We start from the raw sequence: 16125 nt of genomic DNA, 5'->3' as shown, positions 1-16125 counted from the left end.
GGAGGAGCGCACAATGGTCTGGCGTCATATCGGCGAAGCTGTTTTGTTCTCCCTCGGGATCGGCTTCGTCGTCATTTACCTGTTGGAAAGCCAGGGACTCGCGGCTCCGTTCGAGTCGTGGTCGACCGTCATCACCTTCGGCCTCACCGCAGTCGGCGTCCTCATCGTGGCGGGCGTCGGCTTCGGTCTGTTCAGAAGCCTGCCCACGCGCAGCCGCATCGAGCAGATGCGGCATACGCTGCTGCTGATGGAGCGGGGCAGCCCGATGCAGCCGCAACCGAACATGGGCAAGGACGAGATCGGTTTGCTCGCCGAACAGCTCGTTCGTTTCAGCCGGAAGTGGGAGGAGCAGGTCGCCTCGCTGCAGCGCCTGTCGACCAACAATACCGAGCTTGCGGCCAAGGCGCGCATGAGTGCGGTCGTCGAGGAGCGTCAGCGGCTCGCCCGCGAGCTGCACGACGCGGTCAGCCAGCAGCTGTTCGCCATCTCCATGACGGCTACCGCCGTCGGGCGGACGATGGACCAGGACTTCGAGCGGGCGAGGCGGCAGATCGCCCTCATCGAGGAGATGTCGTCCGTCGCGCAGTCCGAGATGAGGGCGCTGCTGCTGCACCTGCGCCCCGTCCATCTGGAGGGCAAGCGGCTGTCCCAGGCGGTGCCCGAGCTGGTGAAGGAGATGCGGGCCAAGGTCGACATCGATATCTCGCTCGATATGGACGAAGACCTGCCGCTGAACAAGGGCATCGAGAATCATCTGTTCCGCATGGTGCAAGAAGCGCTGTCCAACACGCTCCGGCATGCCCGCGCGAACAAGATGGACATCGCTTTACATAGAAGGGGAGACACCGTCAGGCTGGCGATCCGGGACGACGGCGTCGGCTTCGATCTCCAGGAAAAGAAGCACGCTTCGTACGGTATCGTCAGCATGGAGGAACGGGTGAACGAGCTCGGCGGTTCCCTGAACATCGCCAGCGCGCCGGGAAAAGGCACGCGCATCGAGATTCGGGTGCCGATCATGACGGAAGAGAGAGGGTGGGAAGATGGCGGAGCAACAGCCGATCAAAGTGCTGCTGGTCGATGATCACGAGATGGTGAGAATCGGACTGGCCGCCGTATTGGGGACCGAGGAAGGCATCGAAGTCGTGGGAGAAGCGGGCAACGGTCAAGACGGACTGCGGCTCGCAAAAGCGTACGATCCGGACGTCGTGCTGATGGACCTGGTCATGGAAGGCATGGACGGCATCGAGACCACGCGCCGTCTGCTCGAGCAGCAGCCGGAATGCCGCGTCATCGTACTGACGAGCTTTCTCGACGACGAAAAGATGTATCCGGTCATCGAGGCAGGCGCATTCAGCTATTTGCTGAAGACGTCGAGGGCCAGCGAGATCGCGGACGCGATCCGGGCCGCTGCCCGCGGCCAATCGGTGCTCGAATCGCAAGTCGCCTCCAAGATGATGAACCGGTTCAGACGGCCCGCGCAGACCGAGGCGCAGCCGCACGAGGAGTTGACGGACCGGGAGATGGAAGTGCTTCACCTTATCGCGCAAGGCAAGTCCAATCAAGAGATCGCGGACGAGCTGTTCATCGGCATCAAGACGGTAAAGTACCATCTCACCAATATGTTCAGCAAGCTCGGCGTCGAGGACCGTACCCAAGCGGCGATCTACGCGCACCGCAACGGGTTGGCCGAATAGCCCGCCACCCGAAAACAAAGCAGCCGCATGAACCGCGCCAAGCGCGCCGCATGCGGTTTTTTTAATGCCGGAATGCGCGCCTCAAGTCCGAAGTTCGACCGTGATCGACAATTTTTTTTATTTTCTGACGGTAAATATTACCTTGCGTTAACGATTCAGGGCTACAATAGGTAAGAAGCAGGTTGTCAGTGGAGGCGGCTACCATGAGTAAATGGGTAAAAAGTCTTCTGAATCCGGCATGCATCAGGACGATCGTCGGGGGTTCCCGCGAGGGAAACGTCGGCATGCTGGCAGGGCGGCTTGGTCCCGACAGAGCGACCTGGCCGAAGAAAAAGCTGAAGCAGTGGATGGAAGGCCGTCCCCAAATCCAGTGGGGCTGGCAGGGCGAGCGTCTGCTGCTGCTCGCCGTGCGGCTGCCGGAAGACGAAAGCCGGCGCCAAGCCGTCCGGCCCGAGCTCGAGGCGCAGCTTCGCGCCATCCTTGCAGAGGACAGGGGGGGACGAAGCCCAGATCGGCTTCGGATATATCCTGCTGCCTTCAAGAGCCCACGGACACAACGCGGAGCAACTGCTCATGGAAGGCATGCTGGAGGCAGGCGCGCTCGCGTACAAATCGCTGGAGGAAGCCAAAGCCAGCGTTCCGGAACCGGCAGCGAAGCCGTCGAAAAAGACGGCAGATACCAAATCGTCCGAACCGTGGTCGGAGGGCGAACCGGGACTCACGGTCGGGCGGCTCGCGACCGCGATGGCGGCCATGCCCCCCCGAGACGCCGGTCTCGGCCGCCGCCGAGTGGTTCGAAGAACAGCCGGACAGCCACAGCATCGTCGTCGTGATCGCGGGACAGCCGCGCGGACTGATCACGCGGGACAGGCTGAACCGGATGCTGGCGTCCAAGTTCGGCATGCCGCTGTATTGGAATCGGACGATCGACAAGATCATGGAGAATGCGCCGCTCGTCGCGGAGGCGGACATGCAGGTGGAAGCCGTCGCCCGTCTGGCCATGGACCGCCCGGACTCTCAGCTTTACGATACGGTCATCGTGACCGAGCAGGGCAGGTACGTAGGCGGCGTCACCGTCAAGGCGCTGCTCGAGTCGTTCGCTTCGCTGCAAGCCGAAGCGGCGCGGCGCGTCAACCCGCTTACGGGACTGCCTGGCGGGGATATCATCCGCCGGGAGATCGAAGCCCGCATCAAAATGCGCAAACCGTTCAGCGTTTATTACGCGGATCTGGACTATTTTAAATGGTTTAACGACAGCTACGGCTATAGCGCCGGGGACGATATGATCCGTTATACGGCTTCCGTGCTCGACGGGAACCTGAACCAGGAGGACGGGAGCGATCATTTCCTGGGCCATATCGGGGGAGACGACTTCATCTCGATCAGCGATCGCCCCGATCCCGAAGCGCGCTGCCGCGCCTTCATCGACCGGTTCCACGCCGGCGTCGACCCGATGTACGGCACGGCTCGCCCGACGACGGTGATCGACAGGCATGGCAGCGCGGTACAGCAGCCTGGCGTATCGCTGTCAATCGCCGTTATCCGCTGGGACGGGTCGGGGGTCGTCAGCCACGAGGAACTGTCGCGATTGGCCGCGGCGTGCAAGAAAAAAGCCAAAGAACTGCCGGGAAGCGCGTACGCCGTCATCGAGGCATTCGCAGCATCATTCGAAGAACGGGCATAAGACGGCTGGAGGAGGAGACACGATGGCGTTGGGAACGTATCCGGGGCCGGGCATTTCCAGGGTAGCGGACAGAGAGGCCGCCCTGCTGTACTTCTATTGGAGCGGCGCTGCGGGGAGCGCGGCCTCGCTGATCGAGGCGAGGTGGAAAAAGAGAGCGGAGGAGCTGCTTCAGGAAAGCTTCCCGGAGCCGGCCAGGCCGTACGCGGCGAAGTGGCTGCACAACGACCTGATGCTCTTTTTCTGCGCGGCCAAGCAGGAGGAGCCGGGCCGCTTCAGACGCGAGCTGATGCAGTCCGCGAGGGCGTACAAACAGCGGCTGCTGGAGCCGGCGCTGCGGGAGGAGCTGCCCGGCATGCCGTCGCTTCGCGCAGGCTGCGCGTTCGGCGAATTCAAGCGAGGAGAGGCGACCGGGCGCAAGCTGCACGAGATGGCGCGTGAGGCGATGCAGAGCGGGCAGCACGAGGACGCGCTGGACGACGCGCTTCGGCTCGGCGAATTGGAGCGGCTGCTGGAAAGTCAGGCGCTGCGGTCCGTCTATCAGCCGATCGTGGACATTCGCGAGCGTCGGCCATTGGGTTACGAGGCGTTGTCGAGGCCGACGGACTCCGACGTCTTCAGCGGGCCGCTGCCGTTATTCGAATTCGCGGAACGCGCAGGCAAGGATTATGCGCTCGACCGCCTTGCCCGGGAGCGGGCCATCTCGGGCAGCGCCGGCCTTGCGAAGGATCAGAAGCTCTTCCTGAACCTGTCCCCCCGCATCATCGACGCGCCTCAGTTCGCGCCTTGGAAGACGCTGGCGCTGCTGGAGTCGCACGGGCTGACGCCGGATCAGGTCGTCTTCGAGATTACGGAGCGGTCGAGCATCCGGGACTTCGGCTCGGTGCAGCGCGTGCTGGCGCATTACCGGAGCCAGGGCTACAAGATCGCCATCGACGATGTCGGGGCGGGCTACTCCTCCTTGCTGTCGATCGTCGAGCTCAGACCGGACTACATCAAGGTGGATCGATCGATTGTCAGCGGCTTGCATGCGGATACGTTCAAAGAGCATATGCTCGGCACGCTCGTCGAAGCCGCCGACCGCATGGGGATCGGACTGATCGCCGAGGGCGTGGAGACGCAGCAGGAGTTGGACAAGCTGATCTCGATGGGCGTTCCTTATGCCCAAGGTTACCTGCTCGGCCGGCCGGGACCGATGGCTGACGATCGGCGCTAACAAGCGCCGGATCCACAGATCAATCTTAGCGCGCAAAAGAACGAATACCGTCACCGGGAGTGACGGTATATTTATTATCCGACCGTGACCGGAAACTCGACTGGCGTCGTGCGAGCTGCCGCTAGCTGCCAATACTTTAGCTGCGGGACGCGTTCGCGTTCGAAGGAGACGGCGACCGCGGCGTAGAAGAAATTATATGCGAGGCGTTACGAAGCCGGTTGGGGGAAGGCAGGACGGGCTAGCGCGCTCGACTTGGAGCACCAGTTTGATGAGGCGGCAGAGGGAAGCGCTGAACGATTGGACTTCGATCGGCATGCGTTTGAAACGTATCCCCTTGCTTCAGGAAGCGGTCAACCTTCGCAGTGTACCGAGTTTAAACGATATCCCCTTCGAACAGGACATGAGACCAACGGGGATCAGACGTCGTTATCCGGATTTTGATCAAGTTGATACCTAAGCGAAGAGATATCGATAAAAGAAAAGGAAAGAGGCTATGCCTGATTGAAGGGGATACCGTTCAAACGAATAAAAACAGCTTCACCTGAGCGAAAGGGATACCTTTCAATCGAAGCAGTTCAGAATCCCGAATCCGATCGGCGGAGACTAGCCTATAATGGGGAGCGTGCGAAGCGTGACGGAGATGAAATCGCGATTGGCGGAAGTGCGGTTGAAGACGGCGGCGGCTGCCTGGTCGGAGCCGCTGCTGGATAGCGGATTGTGGAACCACGGCGATATCAGGAACAATTTTTACGCGGCATCGGCTCTGTTCGCGATCTGCTGCGATCCGGAAGCCGAGGCCCCCTGCGACCGGCAGGCGGGCAAAGAAAAGGCGTCCGGCGTACTGCTGACGGTGCTGTCGCTTCAGGACGGCGATCCAGGCAGCCCGACGTACGGACATTGGCCGCTCGGCTTGCATCCCGAGCCCCGGCTCGCGCCGATCAATCCGCTGCCCGCCGAACTCATGGGCTGTCTCTTGATCTGGTTCGCGGACCGTTACGGCGAGGAAATGGGGCCGTCGCTCGCCCAGGCTGTCGATACGGCGATCGACAGATTGTACGGCAGCGCTTACTACCGGGTCGCGCAGCGGACCTTCGGCCATCATGAAGCGAAATACACGGCTGCAAAGCTGCTGCTCGGGGAGCGGTATGCCGACGCGGATCTTCGCGAAGCGGGCTTGCACGACCTGCGATTGACGCTAGCGCGCGTGCGGGAGCAAGGCATGGCTGAATACGGCGCCCTCCCGTGGTTCTGGCACTGGGTTCAAGCGTTCGTATGCGTGAAGGACGTCGTACGGGACCCGGCCGTCCAATCGGGCGCCGCCGAGCTGCTGGATGCGCTGTGGACTTATCGCGCGCGGCATTATCTGGGCGGTGCCTGGGCGGGAGGGCGGATGCGCAGTCTGCCTGCCGACCTGCCGCGAGACGGCAACGTCGCCTTCGATTACGTGCAATTCGGAGATTTCGCGCTGCCGGATCCGCTGCCACGGGTCGAGTATGCGGGTTTTCTGCTGCATGTGGCGCCGGCATCCGCAAGGCGAGAGGCGCTGGATCGTTCCGCGACAGCGGAGACGAAGCGGCGCATCCATCCCGTGGGCGAAGCCCGGTCGCCGCTGCACAGCTATTTATTCAGCGCGAGCGGATTCGCGGTCGGCGGACTAATCGAGCGGGCGGCCGAGTTCGATAACGAGCAGCATCGCTGGGAAGTGACGTTGCCTCTCTCCGCCGTCGAGGGCGCGAACAGACTCTACTTTTTCCCGCGCGGAGAAGGGTATTCGCCGGGCGATCCGCGTCATGCGTCAGATGGCGGAGAAACGCTTTACCACCGCGGGACGGCGATCGCGCTGTACCCGAAGGCCGGGGACGGAATCGCAGGCGTCCTGCCGAAGGGCGAGTGGATCTTCCGGGAAAGCGCGTGGTTCGGGTGCGCATCCGGCGTGCTGCTGGCTGTTTATCCGTTCGGGGACTGTAAGGCCGTCGAGTCGGCGAGCCGCTTCAACTGCGAGGGCGCACCCGGCCGTCACGGATTCGTCGTCGAGGCGGCCGACGCGGCGCAGGCGGCGAAACGATTGGGCATCGTCGCGCAAAGCATCGATTCCAAGGGTTTGCTGCGTGCCTATGGCGATCGGATGGAAGGCCGGCGGCCGTCTTGGACGGGCGAGGGATCGTCCGGCGATGCGTTTGGCGTCGTCTATGAGACGCTGGAGGGAGACCGGCTCGAACTGGCAGCGACTGCGGCAGAGACGCCGCTGCGCAGGCTGAACGGGGCTGCGCTCGACTTGGCCGACTACGCGGAGGGAATCTAGCGGTTTTTCCGTCTTCTAAAAAAAAGGGACGCGCAGCATAGCGCTGCAACGTCCCTTTTCCAAGATCGCATTTAAGCTTCCGCGCTGAGCAGCAGGCCGGTATCGGGATACAGCGACTGCAGCTGCATTTGATCGGTATAGATCGCTTCGCGGATGGGAATCATCCGCCAAGGGGCTTGCTCGGCCAACGGCTCGGCGACCCTGCGCCAGCCCATGGGCGAATAGGCGGCGGAGAGGCGCTCTCCGATACTCGGATCGAGCTGAAGCTCTTGCTCCGATTGGAGGCTTCGGCTCAAGCTCTCGGCCTTGTCCTGAAGCTCGGTCATCGCGGCGTCGGACGGACTTGCGTACACTTTGTCGACGGCGTAATTCACTTCGATCGCCTGCTTCACGACGGACGAGGCGGCTTCGGCGGCGCGCTTGACGTGAGAGGGCAGCGGCGCAGGCGCGGGCGCGCGTCGCGAATCGTCTTCATCGCGAACGTACCGGTACGATTCCTCGTCGAGTACTTCCTGGAACGGCAAGAGCGGCGTCACTCGATTGACGGGGGTTACCCGGGACGTAAGACGGGCGGGTCCGTACAAGCTGTTGAAACGTATGGCCATAATCGCTGACCTCCTCCGGCATTCGGCCGTAATTTCCTATTTTAATAAGTTATGCTGAATTACCCGGTCCGCATGCGCTTGAAACACCGGCACGGCGGTTGTCAAAAAAAGCCAAAAGAATAGCTTAGCGAAGTCAATTATGATAAACTACTGTGCATGAGTAAGGGTCAAACTTGGGCTTTAAAGCGATGCAGTCCGACAGAAGCTGCGGCGATCCGGCCGGAGTTCGGGCGAACGCTATCCTACCGCATAGAGAGTTGAAGAACGAATGACGGACCAATTGATCGACAACGTAACCGCGGATGGCGCGGTTTACTTTATCTTCGGCGCGACGGGCGACCTGGCTCGCCGCAAGCTGTTCCCGGCTTTGTACAGCCTATACCGCGAAGGCAAGCTAGGCGACAAATTCGCCATCGTCGGCCTCGCGCGGCGTCCGCGCACGGACGAGCAGTTCCGCGAGGACGTCCTCGAATCGATCAAGGAGTTTTGCCGCTACAAAATCGGGGAAGGCCAGGAATGGCAGGACTTCGCGGAACGCTTCACGTACCATTCGCTCGACATCGGCAACGTGGACGGTTTCCGCGAGTTGCAGGCGTCGACGGAAGCGCTCGAAGCGCGCTATTCGATCGCCGGCAATCGCCTCTTCTACCTGGCGCTCGCGCCTGAGCTTTTCGGCACCGTTTCCAGGAATCTTCGCGACGGCGGCATGCTGGAGAGCGCGGGCTGGCACAGACTGGTCATCGAAAAGCCGTTCGGCTACGACTATCCATCCGCGTCCAAGCTGAACGAGGAGATCCGGCACGTGTTCAAAGAGGAAGAAGTATTCCGGATCGACCATTACCTGGGCAAGGAAATGGTGCAGAACATCGAGGTCATTCGCTTCGCGAACGCCTTCTTCGAGCCGCTCTGGAACAAGCAGCATATCGCGAACGTCCAGATCACGCTGTCCGAGACAGTCGGCGTCGAAGAGCGAGGCGCCTACTACAACAAGTCGGGCGCGCTGCGCGACATGGTGCAGAACCATATGCTGCAGATGCTGACGATGATCGCGATGGAGCCTCCGAGCCATCTCGATCCCGAAGCGATCCGCGACGAGAAGGTCAAGGTGCTGCGCTCCCTGCGCAGCTTCAAGTCCGGCGACGAGGTACGCGAGCGCGTCATCCGCGGCCAATACACGTCGGGCGAGCTAAGAGGCCAAGCGCTCAAGGGTTACCGCGAGGAAGATTCGGTGCCCGCGGATTCGACGACCGAGACGTTTTTCGCTGCTCGTCTGTTCGTGGACAATTTCCGGTGGTCGGGCGTGCCGTTCTACGTCCGCACGGGCAAGCGGCTCCCGGTCAAGTCGACCGAGATCGTCGTCGAGTTCAAGAACGTGCCGGGCAACCTGCTGTTCGCGAGCCGTCAGCAGCTCCAGCCGAACCTGCTGGTCATTCGCGTCAATCCGATGGAAGGCATCTACATCCGGATCAACGCCAAAAAGCCGGGCAACGAGATGACCGTGCAGCCCGTGGCGATGGAATTCTGCCAGAGCTGCCAGGTCGGCATCAACACGCCTGAAGCCTACGAACGTTTGATCTTCGACGCGGCGCGCGGGGATTCGACCTACTTCACGCGTTGGGACGAGCTTGCGGCCGCCTGGCAGCTGGTCGATCCGATCGCGGCCGCCTGGCAGGAGCATGCCGCCGATCTTGCCCACTACTCCGCCGGCGCTTGGGGACCGCAGCAGGCGCACAAGCTGCTGCATCAGGACGGCTTCCATTGGTGGCCGGTGAACGGACAGGACGAAGACAACGTCATCTGGGTCAGCAACACCGGCAAGTAATGCAGAGAGGCTGCCCGCCTGCGCGGGCAGCCTTTATTCGGAGGAGGAGACAACGGATGCCGCGTATCTACGACATCAGCATGACGATCGAAGAAGGCATGCAGGTATGGAAAAACTACGAGGCTAAAAAGCCTAGCATTACAAACGTGCAAAATCACGATCAGGGCAAGCCGCACGAGAGCTTGCTGACGATGAACGTTCATACCGGTACGCACGTGGATGCGCCTCTTCATATGCTGGCTGGCGGCGCCACGATCGAGACGATCCCGCTGGAGCAGCTGGTCGGACCGGCGCGCGTGCTCGATCTGACGCATGTCAAGGATTCGATCACGAAGGATGATCTTGTGCCGTTCAACATTCAGAAGGGCGAGCGACTGCTGTTCAAGACGAGCAGCTCGTACAGCGAGGAATTCCTGATGGACTTCGTCTTCCTGCGCGAAGACGGGGCGCGTTACCTGGCCGATATCGGCATCGCGGTCGCCGCTACGGACGCGCTCGGCATCGAACGGGCGCAGGCGGAGTACCCGACGCATCGCACGCTGATGCGCGCAGGCGTCGTCATCGTCGAAGGCTTGCGGCTGAAGGAAGTGGCGCCGGGTTCGTACTGGCTCGTCATCGCGCCGTTGAAGATGACCGGGATCGATGCGGCGCCGGCCAGGGCGCTGCTGATTGGCGACTAACTGAATGTGTTCGACAGAATCGGGACGCTGAGCGTCCCGATTTTATTTTGCGGAAATGGCGGGTTGGCGTGCGCCGTTTGGCGGATATCGATGCGCCGAGTCCGAACTTCTCGTCGGCCTGCTCGGTCTCGAGACCGAGTATGCGCAGCTACCGCAGACGGAAGCGGATTTCCCTTTACACAATTACAATCAATTTCGCGGCCTGTTCCATTCGCCCCTTTATAACGTAACAGTGTTATGTTATACTGACTGTAGAGGTGAGGAACATGGAGCGCGAATTAATCTCCAAAAAAGATCTGCTGGAGCTTATGGGCATCTCCTATGGCCAGCTGTACCGCTGGAAGCGCAAGCAGCTGATCCCCGAGGAATGGTTTATCCGAAAGTCCACGTTCACGGGGCAGGAGACGTTTTTCCCGAAAGATATGATACTGGCGAGAATCGACCGAATCATGAACATGAAGGAAGATTTGTCGTTGGATGAGCTGGCCGGCAAGCTTTCTCCTTTTCATGAGGATCTCAGGTTGAACAAGCGCGAATTAATGGAACGTAACATTGTTTCGGAAATTTCGATCAATCGGCACAGCACGCCGGCGCAGTTGAACGGTCAGGAAGCTTATTCGTTTGCGCAGCTGTTGTACTTGTATGCGACGGATCAGCTGCTGTCCGCGGGAGAGATCAGCCTTGACGAGAGCGGCTTGTTAATGGAGACGCTTCGCGATCATTTTCCCCGCTACGAAGGCAAGCCGTGCGAGCTCCTGTTCATGCGGAAGATGGGCGTGTCGATGTTTGCGCTCGCGGCAGTGCCGTCTGCGCTGTATTTCGATGCCGGCGTGAAGACGGTTGCCAGGCTGCAACTGTCGGAGATCGCGGAGCAGTTGAGGAGCAAGCTGAACTAAGGAGAGGATGAGCAGCGATGGCTGGCGAGATGATCGGCGATTTGAAAATGGACGGCATCGGAACGGCGGCGGGCGGTGTCTACAAAAACGTGGCGCTCAACGGCGTCTGCAAGGTGGCGGCCGATGTGGAAGCACAGGTATTCAACGCGGACGGTCGCATCCGCGTAGAGGGCCACTTGACGGCAAACGAGCTGGACCTCGACGGCACGCTTGACGTCGCGGGCGGCGTAAGAGCCAGCACGGCCGCCATCGACGGCGTGATCACGGTTAAAGGCGCGTATTCGGGGCGGCGGGTACGCTTAAACGGCATGCTGACCGTCGACGAGGATTGCGAGATGGATATGATCGAGGGCGAAGGCGCATTCAAAATCGGCGGGCTGCTCAACGCGGGCACGATCGATCTCAAGCTGCAGGGCAGAGGCACCGCGAAGGAGATCGGCGGCGAGTCGATCCGCATCGTCAAAGGACGAACCGGCGCTTGGCAATCGATCTGGCAGCGGATGCTGCCGAGCTTTGCGCAGGAGCTCATCGTCGATCTCATCGAGGGCGACGTGATCGAGCTGGATCACGCGACGGTAAAAGTCGTGCGGGGAGATCGGGTGGCGATCGGCGAAGGCTGCGTCATCGACCGCGTGGAGTACCGGACCGAGCTCCGCAAGCATCCGTCGGCCCGAATCGGCGAGGAGGCGAAAACAAATGGCTAATCAGCGGCGGCCCGCATTAAAAATGGTCGGCACGAGCTCTTCGAACGGAGGCGCCTTCGGCCAAGTGAAGGTCACGGGCGAGTGCGAGTTTCGCGGAGACGTGGACTGCAGCAAGCTGGCTTGCACCGGCAGCGTCGAAATACGCGGCGGGTTAACGGCGGCAGCTGTAAAGCTCACCGGCACTTGCGGCGTCGATACAAACCTTGCGGGCGGAGAAATCGAGGGAACGGGCGAGATCAAGGTAAAGGGCAGTTTGCGCGGCGAAAAGTTAAAGCTCTACGGCCAGCTCGCCGTGGATGGCGACGCGGAGCTCGGCGAGGCTGCGCTGCGCGGCGCCATCGTCTGCGGCGGACTGCTCAGCGCCGAGCGCCTGGAGCTCGGCTTGTATGGCCCGAGCTCCGTAGGCGAGCTCAGGGGGCGGCAAGCTTCGCGTACGGCGCAGCCGGATGAGCGCCCTCAAAAATTGGGTGTCGCCTTCGGGAGCTGCTTCGCTGAAGGCGGGCACGATCGAGGGCGACCAGGTGGAGCTGCAATACACGGAAGCCGATGTCGTAAGGGGCGGGGATGTCGTCATCGGTCCCGGCTGCGTGATTGGGCGTGTCGAATACCGGCGCGAGCTTCGCGTAGACTCGCGCGCCAAGGTCGGTCAGCGCGTACGCATTTAAATCGATATTTATCGTTAACGGGAGGATTAATCATGAGCGCTTCGCAAAGCAACAAGCTGGGCATCGTCCTCGCCGGACTGATGCTCGGCATCTTCGTGGCGGCCATCGACAACACGATCGTCGGTACCGCCATGGCGACGATCGTCTCCGAGCTCGGCGACTACGACAAGATCGTCTGGGTCACCTCGGCGTACCTCGTCACGGAAATGGCCGGCATGCCGATCTTCGGCAAGCTGTCCGACATGTACGGCCGCAAGCGGTTTTTCATCTTCGGCATGATCATGTTCCTGCTCGGCTCGGTGCTGTGCGGAACGGCGACGAGTATTACCGAACTGTCGATCTATCGCGCCATTCAAGGCATCGGAGGCGGCGCGCTCGTACCGATCGCCTTCACGATTCTGTTCGACGTTATCCCTGTCGAAAAGCGGGGCGGCATGTCGGGCATCTTCGGCGCCGTATTCGGCACCTCGAGCCTGGCTGGGCCGCTGCTGGGCGCTTATATTACCGACCATGTCCACTGGCGCTGGATTTTCTACATCAATCTCCCGCTGGGGCTGGTCGCGCTGGCGCTGATCGTCTTCGGCTACAAGGAATCCCGCGTTCATCTGAAACAACGGATCGACTGGTGGGGCGCCTCCACGCTCGTCGGCGCGGTCGTCGGCCTCATGTTCGCGCTGGAGCTGGGCGGAGGCACGTATGCATGGGACTCGGCGCAGATCGTCTCGCTGTTCGCCGCGGCGTTCGTCCTTTTCGCGGTGTTCCTGTACGCGGAGACGAAGGCGGCGGATCCGATCATTTCCTACGGCATGTTCCGGCAGCGGCTGTTCGCTTCGAGCACGGTAGCGGGATTGTTCTACGGCGCGGCGTTCATCACGTTCGCGATGTACATTCCGATCTTCGTGCAGGGCGTGAACGGCGGCTCCGCGACGAATTCGGGCCTCATCCTGCTCCCGCTGACGCTCGGCTCGGTCGTTTCTTCGCAGATCGGCGCGTTTCTGGCGATGAAGACGTCTTACCGAAACGTCATGATCTTGTCCGCCGTCATCCTCGTGATCGGGGCGGCGCTGCTGTCGACGATCACGCCGGACACGTCGAAGGCGACGCTGGTCTGGTACATGATCGTCACGGGCGTCGGCGTCGGCTTCTCGTTTTCCGTGCTCGGCATGGCCAGCATGCACGGCTTCGGAGCCAACCAGCGAGGCTCGGCGAGCTCGACGATGTCGTTCGTGCGTTCGCTCGGCATGACGGTCGGCCTGACCGTCTTCGGCATCATGCAGCGCAACTCGCTCGCGGACAAGATGAAGGAAGCGTTCGACGGCGCGGACAACGCGCAGGGCGCCGGCGCGGCGCTCGGCGACATCCGTCAATCGTTGACGCCGGAAAATCGCGCCAATATACCCGAGGAAACGCTGCACAAGATCGTCGAGGCGTTGTCGTCCTCGATCTCGCACATGTTCCTGTGGTCGCTCGTGCCCGCGGGGCTCGCGCTCGCCGCCGTCTTTTTCATGGGCCGGTCGAAGCTTGAGATTCCCGGAAAAGGGGAGAAGCCGGAGATAGCGGCCGGCGGGCATTGAGCGGCAGTTCGGAGGCGCGGCATTGGGCAAGATTCCAGCCTCGCATTTCATATTGAGTTCACAAAGCGGTCGTAAGATGGCGACAGTTCAAAGCGCGGAGATGCCATCCAAGGCGGCGGCTCCGCCGATTTAAAGGGGTGTAAACGCAAATGGCTATGGCTCGACTCGCGCAAGCCGCGATCGGACGCAAAAACAACAAAGCGCTCGTACTGACGGGACTGATGCTCGGCCTGATTTTCGCGGAGCTCGACGAGACGATCGTCTCCACGGCGATGCCGACGATCATCCGGGACCTGCACGGGCTGCCGCTCATGGGCTGGGTGGCCGGCATCTACATGCTGTCCATGACGCTGTTCATGCCGATCCTCGGCAAGCTGGCCGATCTCTACGGCCGCAAACGCGTCTACCTCGCGTGCATCGGGCTGTTCATCGCGGGTTCGTTCGTCTGCGGGCTCGCCCAATCGATGCCGATGCTCCTCGTCGGACGGGGCATTCAAGGGATCGGGGCAGGCGGGCTGATGCCGCTCGCGATGGTCATTTTAGGCGATACGTACGAGCTCGAGCAGCGCGCCAAGCTGCAGGCTTTGTTCGGACCGCTGATGATCCTCCCGCAGCTGCTCGGACCGACGATCAGCGGCGAGCTCATCTCGCACGTCAACTGGCATTGGATTTTCCTGATCAATCTGCCGTTCGGCATACTGACCGCGGCCGTCATGTGGTTCGGGATGGTCGAAAAGAGAGGCGAGGAAAAGAAGAGGATCGACTGGCTCGGCGCCGCGACGCTCATGCTCGCGCTGCTCTCCCTGCTGCTCGCGCCGGTGCTCATCGAGACGCAGGGGCTGTCGTGGAGCTCGCCGCTTATTATCGGCATGCTCGTCCTGTGCGTCGTACTGACGGCGCTGCTCATCTGGATCGAACGGCGCGTGGAAGAACCGATTATCCCGCTTCATCTCTTCCGCAACCGCAACGTCGTCGTGCTGTCGAGCATCGTGTTCATCCTCATGCTCGGCGTCATGGGCACGTTCGCCAACTTCCCGTTTTTCGCGCAAAACGTCATGGATCTGTCGCCGAGGGCTTCGGGGTATTTGAACCTGGCGTTCATGGGCGGGGCGATTCCGTTCAGCATCCTGGTCGGCTTCCTCATCACGCGCGTCGCATACCGCACGATTTTTATTCTTTCGTTTACGCTGCCGATCATCGCCTTGGCGTTCATGCTGCAATTCGACATCGACGTCAGCGTCATGTTCGTCGTCGTCACCTTCGTCATTATGGGCGTCGGCCTCGGCGCGTTGTTCGGGGGAGACAATCTGATCGTCCAGGAGTCGGTCAGCAAAGAGGAAAGCGGGATCGCGCTGTCGACCGTGCAGCTCTTCCAGTCGATCGGGGCGTCGATCGGTCTCAGCGTCTTCGGCTCGCTGCTGGCGGGCGACATCAAGTCGGGCATTGCGGGTATCGCGGATCGATTGCCGGCGGGCACCGCGGGCGAGATCCAGACGGGCGGTATCCCGAAGGGACTCGCGCCGGATCTGCTCGAACAGGTGAAGACCGCGTTCGCGAGCGCGTATCACAATTTGTACGTCATCTCGATCGTGTTCGTCTGCATCGCCTTCGTGCTCTGCTGGTTCCTGAAGAAGGAAGTGCTGCAGAAGCGGGAAGACGGAGACGCGCCGCTGGCGCATTAAGCTGCGGATTTATCGGCAAAGGACAGGAAGCCGCGTTGCACCTCGGGGTGCAATGCGGCTTTTTTACGCGTGCGGGTTGAGATACTTACCTGAGGTGTCGCTCTTGCATGCACGCTCACCGCCGCCATAGCGCAAAAATGCACTATTTTCGCCGCATTCCCTTTGCTCGCGCCACGCTCGCCTCCGCCATAGCGCAAAAATGCGCTATTCTCGCCGTATGCCCTTTGCTCGCGCCATACACGCCACCGCCATAGCGCGAAAATGCGCTATTCTCGCCGCAGGCCCTTTGCTCGCGCCACGCTCACCGCCGCCATAGCGCGAAAATGCGCTATTCTCGCCGCCTGCCCTATGCTCGCGCCACGCTCGCCTCCGCCATAGCGCAAAAATGCGCTATTCTCACCGCCTGCCCTTTGCTCGCGCCACGCTCGCCTCCGCCATAGCGCAAAAATGCGCTATTCTCGCCGCCTGCCCTTTGCTCGCTTCACGCTCATCGTCGCCGCCATCGCGCAAAAATGCGCTATTCTCGCCGCCTGCCCTTTGCTCGCGCCACGCTCGCCTCCGCCATAGCGCAAAAATGCGCTATTTTCACCGCATGCCCTTTGCT

Annotated in this window: 15 protein-coding genes; 13 read left to right on the top strand and 2 right to left on the bottom strand. The window is 61.3% G+C overall.

Annotated features, from left to right (window positions below):
• Positions 1-13 precede the first annotated feature (13 nt).
• The 6 genes from OMP38_RS14120 to OMP38_RS14095 all read left to right on the top strand — a co-directional run bounded on the left by OMP38_RS14120 (position 14) and on the right by OMP38_RS14095 (position 6893).
• Positions 14-1081, top strand: a complete 1068-nt coding sequence (locus OMP38_RS14120) for a sensor histidine kinase (RefSeq protein ID WP_277565716.1) — start codon at positions 14-16, stop codon at positions 1079-1081.
• On the top strand, positions 1041-1694 hold the full coding sequence (locus OMP38_RS14115; protein ID WP_277565715.1) for a response regulator: 654 nt from the start codon (positions 1041-1043) through the stop codon (positions 1692-1694). The genes OMP38_RS14120 and OMP38_RS14115 overlap by 41 nt, the downstream gene beginning before the upstream one ends.
• A 203-nt stretch (positions 1695-1897) precedes the next feature.
• Positions 1898-2527 (top strand): hypothetical protein, encoded by a 630-nt coding sequence (locus tag OMP38_RS14110; protein WP_277565714.1) that lies wholly within the window; start codon positions 1898-1900, stop codon positions 2525-2527.
• Entirely contained in the window at positions 2524-3378 is an 855-nt protein-coding gene (locus OMP38_RS14105) for a diguanylate cyclase (protein ID WP_277565713.1), read from the top strand. Before OMP38_RS14110 ends, OMP38_RS14105 begins: the two co-directional genes overlap by 4 nt.
• Positions 3379-3400: 22 nt before the next feature.
• The gene (locus tag OMP38_RS14100; RefSeq protein ID WP_277565712.1) at positions 3401-4591 is read left to right on the top strand and encodes an EAL domain-containing protein; all 1191 of its coding nucleotides are present in this window, start codon (positions 3401-3403) and stop codon (positions 4589-4591) included.
• Between the two features lie 631 nt (positions 4592-5222).
• Positions 5223-6893 carry a hypothetical protein gene (locus OMP38_RS14095; RefSeq protein ID WP_277565711.1) on the top strand — a complete coding sequence of 557 codons (1671 nt, stop codon included), beginning with the start codon at positions 5223-5225 and terminating at the stop codon, positions 6891-6893.
• Between the two features lie 71 nt (positions 6894-6964).
• Here the strand turns inward: OMP38_RS14095 and OMP38_RS14090 are convergent, their stop codons facing one another.
• Positions 6965-7498, bottom strand: a complete 534-nt coding sequence (locus OMP38_RS14090; protein ID WP_277565710.1) for a hypothetical protein — start codon at positions 7496-7498, stop codon at positions 6965-6967.
• 268 nt (positions 7499-7766) lie between these two features.
• Between OMP38_RS14090 and zwf the strand changes: the two genes are divergently transcribed.
• The 4 genes from zwf to OMP38_RS14070 all read left to right on the top strand — a co-directional run bounded on the left by zwf (position 7767) and on the right by OMP38_RS14070 (position 11600).
• Positions 7767-9320, top strand: a complete 1554-nt coding sequence (gene zwf / locus OMP38_RS14085; protein WP_277565709.1) for a glucose-6-phosphate dehydrogenase — start codon at positions 7767-7769, stop codon at positions 9318-9320.
• 56 nt (positions 9321-9376) lie between these two features.
• A complete protein-coding gene (locus OMP38_RS14080; RefSeq protein ID WP_277565708.1) occupies positions 9377-10000 on the top strand; it encodes a cyclase family protein in 624 nt (207 codons plus the stop codon).
• 266 nt (positions 10001-10266) lie between these two features.
• Positions 10267-10896 (top strand): YhbD family protein, encoded by a 630-nt coding sequence (locus tag OMP38_RS14075; protein WP_277565707.1) that lies wholly within the window; start codon positions 10267-10269, stop codon positions 10894-10896.
• Positions 10897-10913: 17 nt separating this feature from the next.
• Positions 10914-11600 carry a hypothetical protein gene (locus OMP38_RS14070; RefSeq protein WP_277565706.1) on the top strand — a complete coding sequence of 229 codons (687 nt, stop codon included), beginning with the start codon at positions 10914-10916 and terminating at the stop codon, positions 11598-11600.
• 268 nt (positions 11601-11868) lie between these two features.
• Here OMP38_RS14070 and OMP38_RS14065 read toward each other — a convergent pair whose 3' ends face one another.
• Entirely contained in the window at positions 11869-12060 is a 192-nt protein-coding gene (locus OMP38_RS14065) for a hypothetical protein (protein WP_277565705.1), read from the bottom strand.
• On the opposite strand from OMP38_RS14065, the gene OMP38_RS14060 reads away from it, so the two are divergent.
• From OMP38_RS14060 to OMP38_RS14050, 3 genes are all read left to right on the top strand, one after another.
• The gene (locus tag OMP38_RS14060) at positions 12047-12265 is read left to right on the top strand and encodes a hypothetical protein (protein ID WP_277565704.1); all 219 of its coding nucleotides are present in this window, start codon (positions 12047-12049) and stop codon (positions 12263-12265) included. The genes OMP38_RS14065 and OMP38_RS14060 overlap by 14 nt on opposite strands.
• Positions 12266-12297: 32 nt before the next feature.
• Entirely contained in the window at positions 12298-13839 is a 1542-nt protein-coding gene (locus OMP38_RS14055) for an MDR family MFS transporter (protein WP_277565703.1), read from the top strand.
• Positions 13840-13988: 149 nt separating this feature from the next.
• The gene (locus OMP38_RS14050; protein ID WP_277565702.1) at positions 13989-15521 is read left to right on the top strand and encodes an MDR family MFS transporter; all 1533 of its coding nucleotides are present in this window, start codon (positions 13989-13991) and stop codon (positions 15519-15521) included.
• Positions 15522-16125: the final 604 nt, after the last annotated feature.

The organism is Cohnella ginsengisoli, from assembly GCF_029525555.1.
Lineage (GTDB): Bacteria > Bacillota > Bacilli > Paenibacillales > Paenibacillaceae > Cohnella > Cohnella ginsengisoli.
Note: the sequence above shows the minus strand (reverse complement) of the source record. Positions and strands in the feature narration are given on the sequence as shown.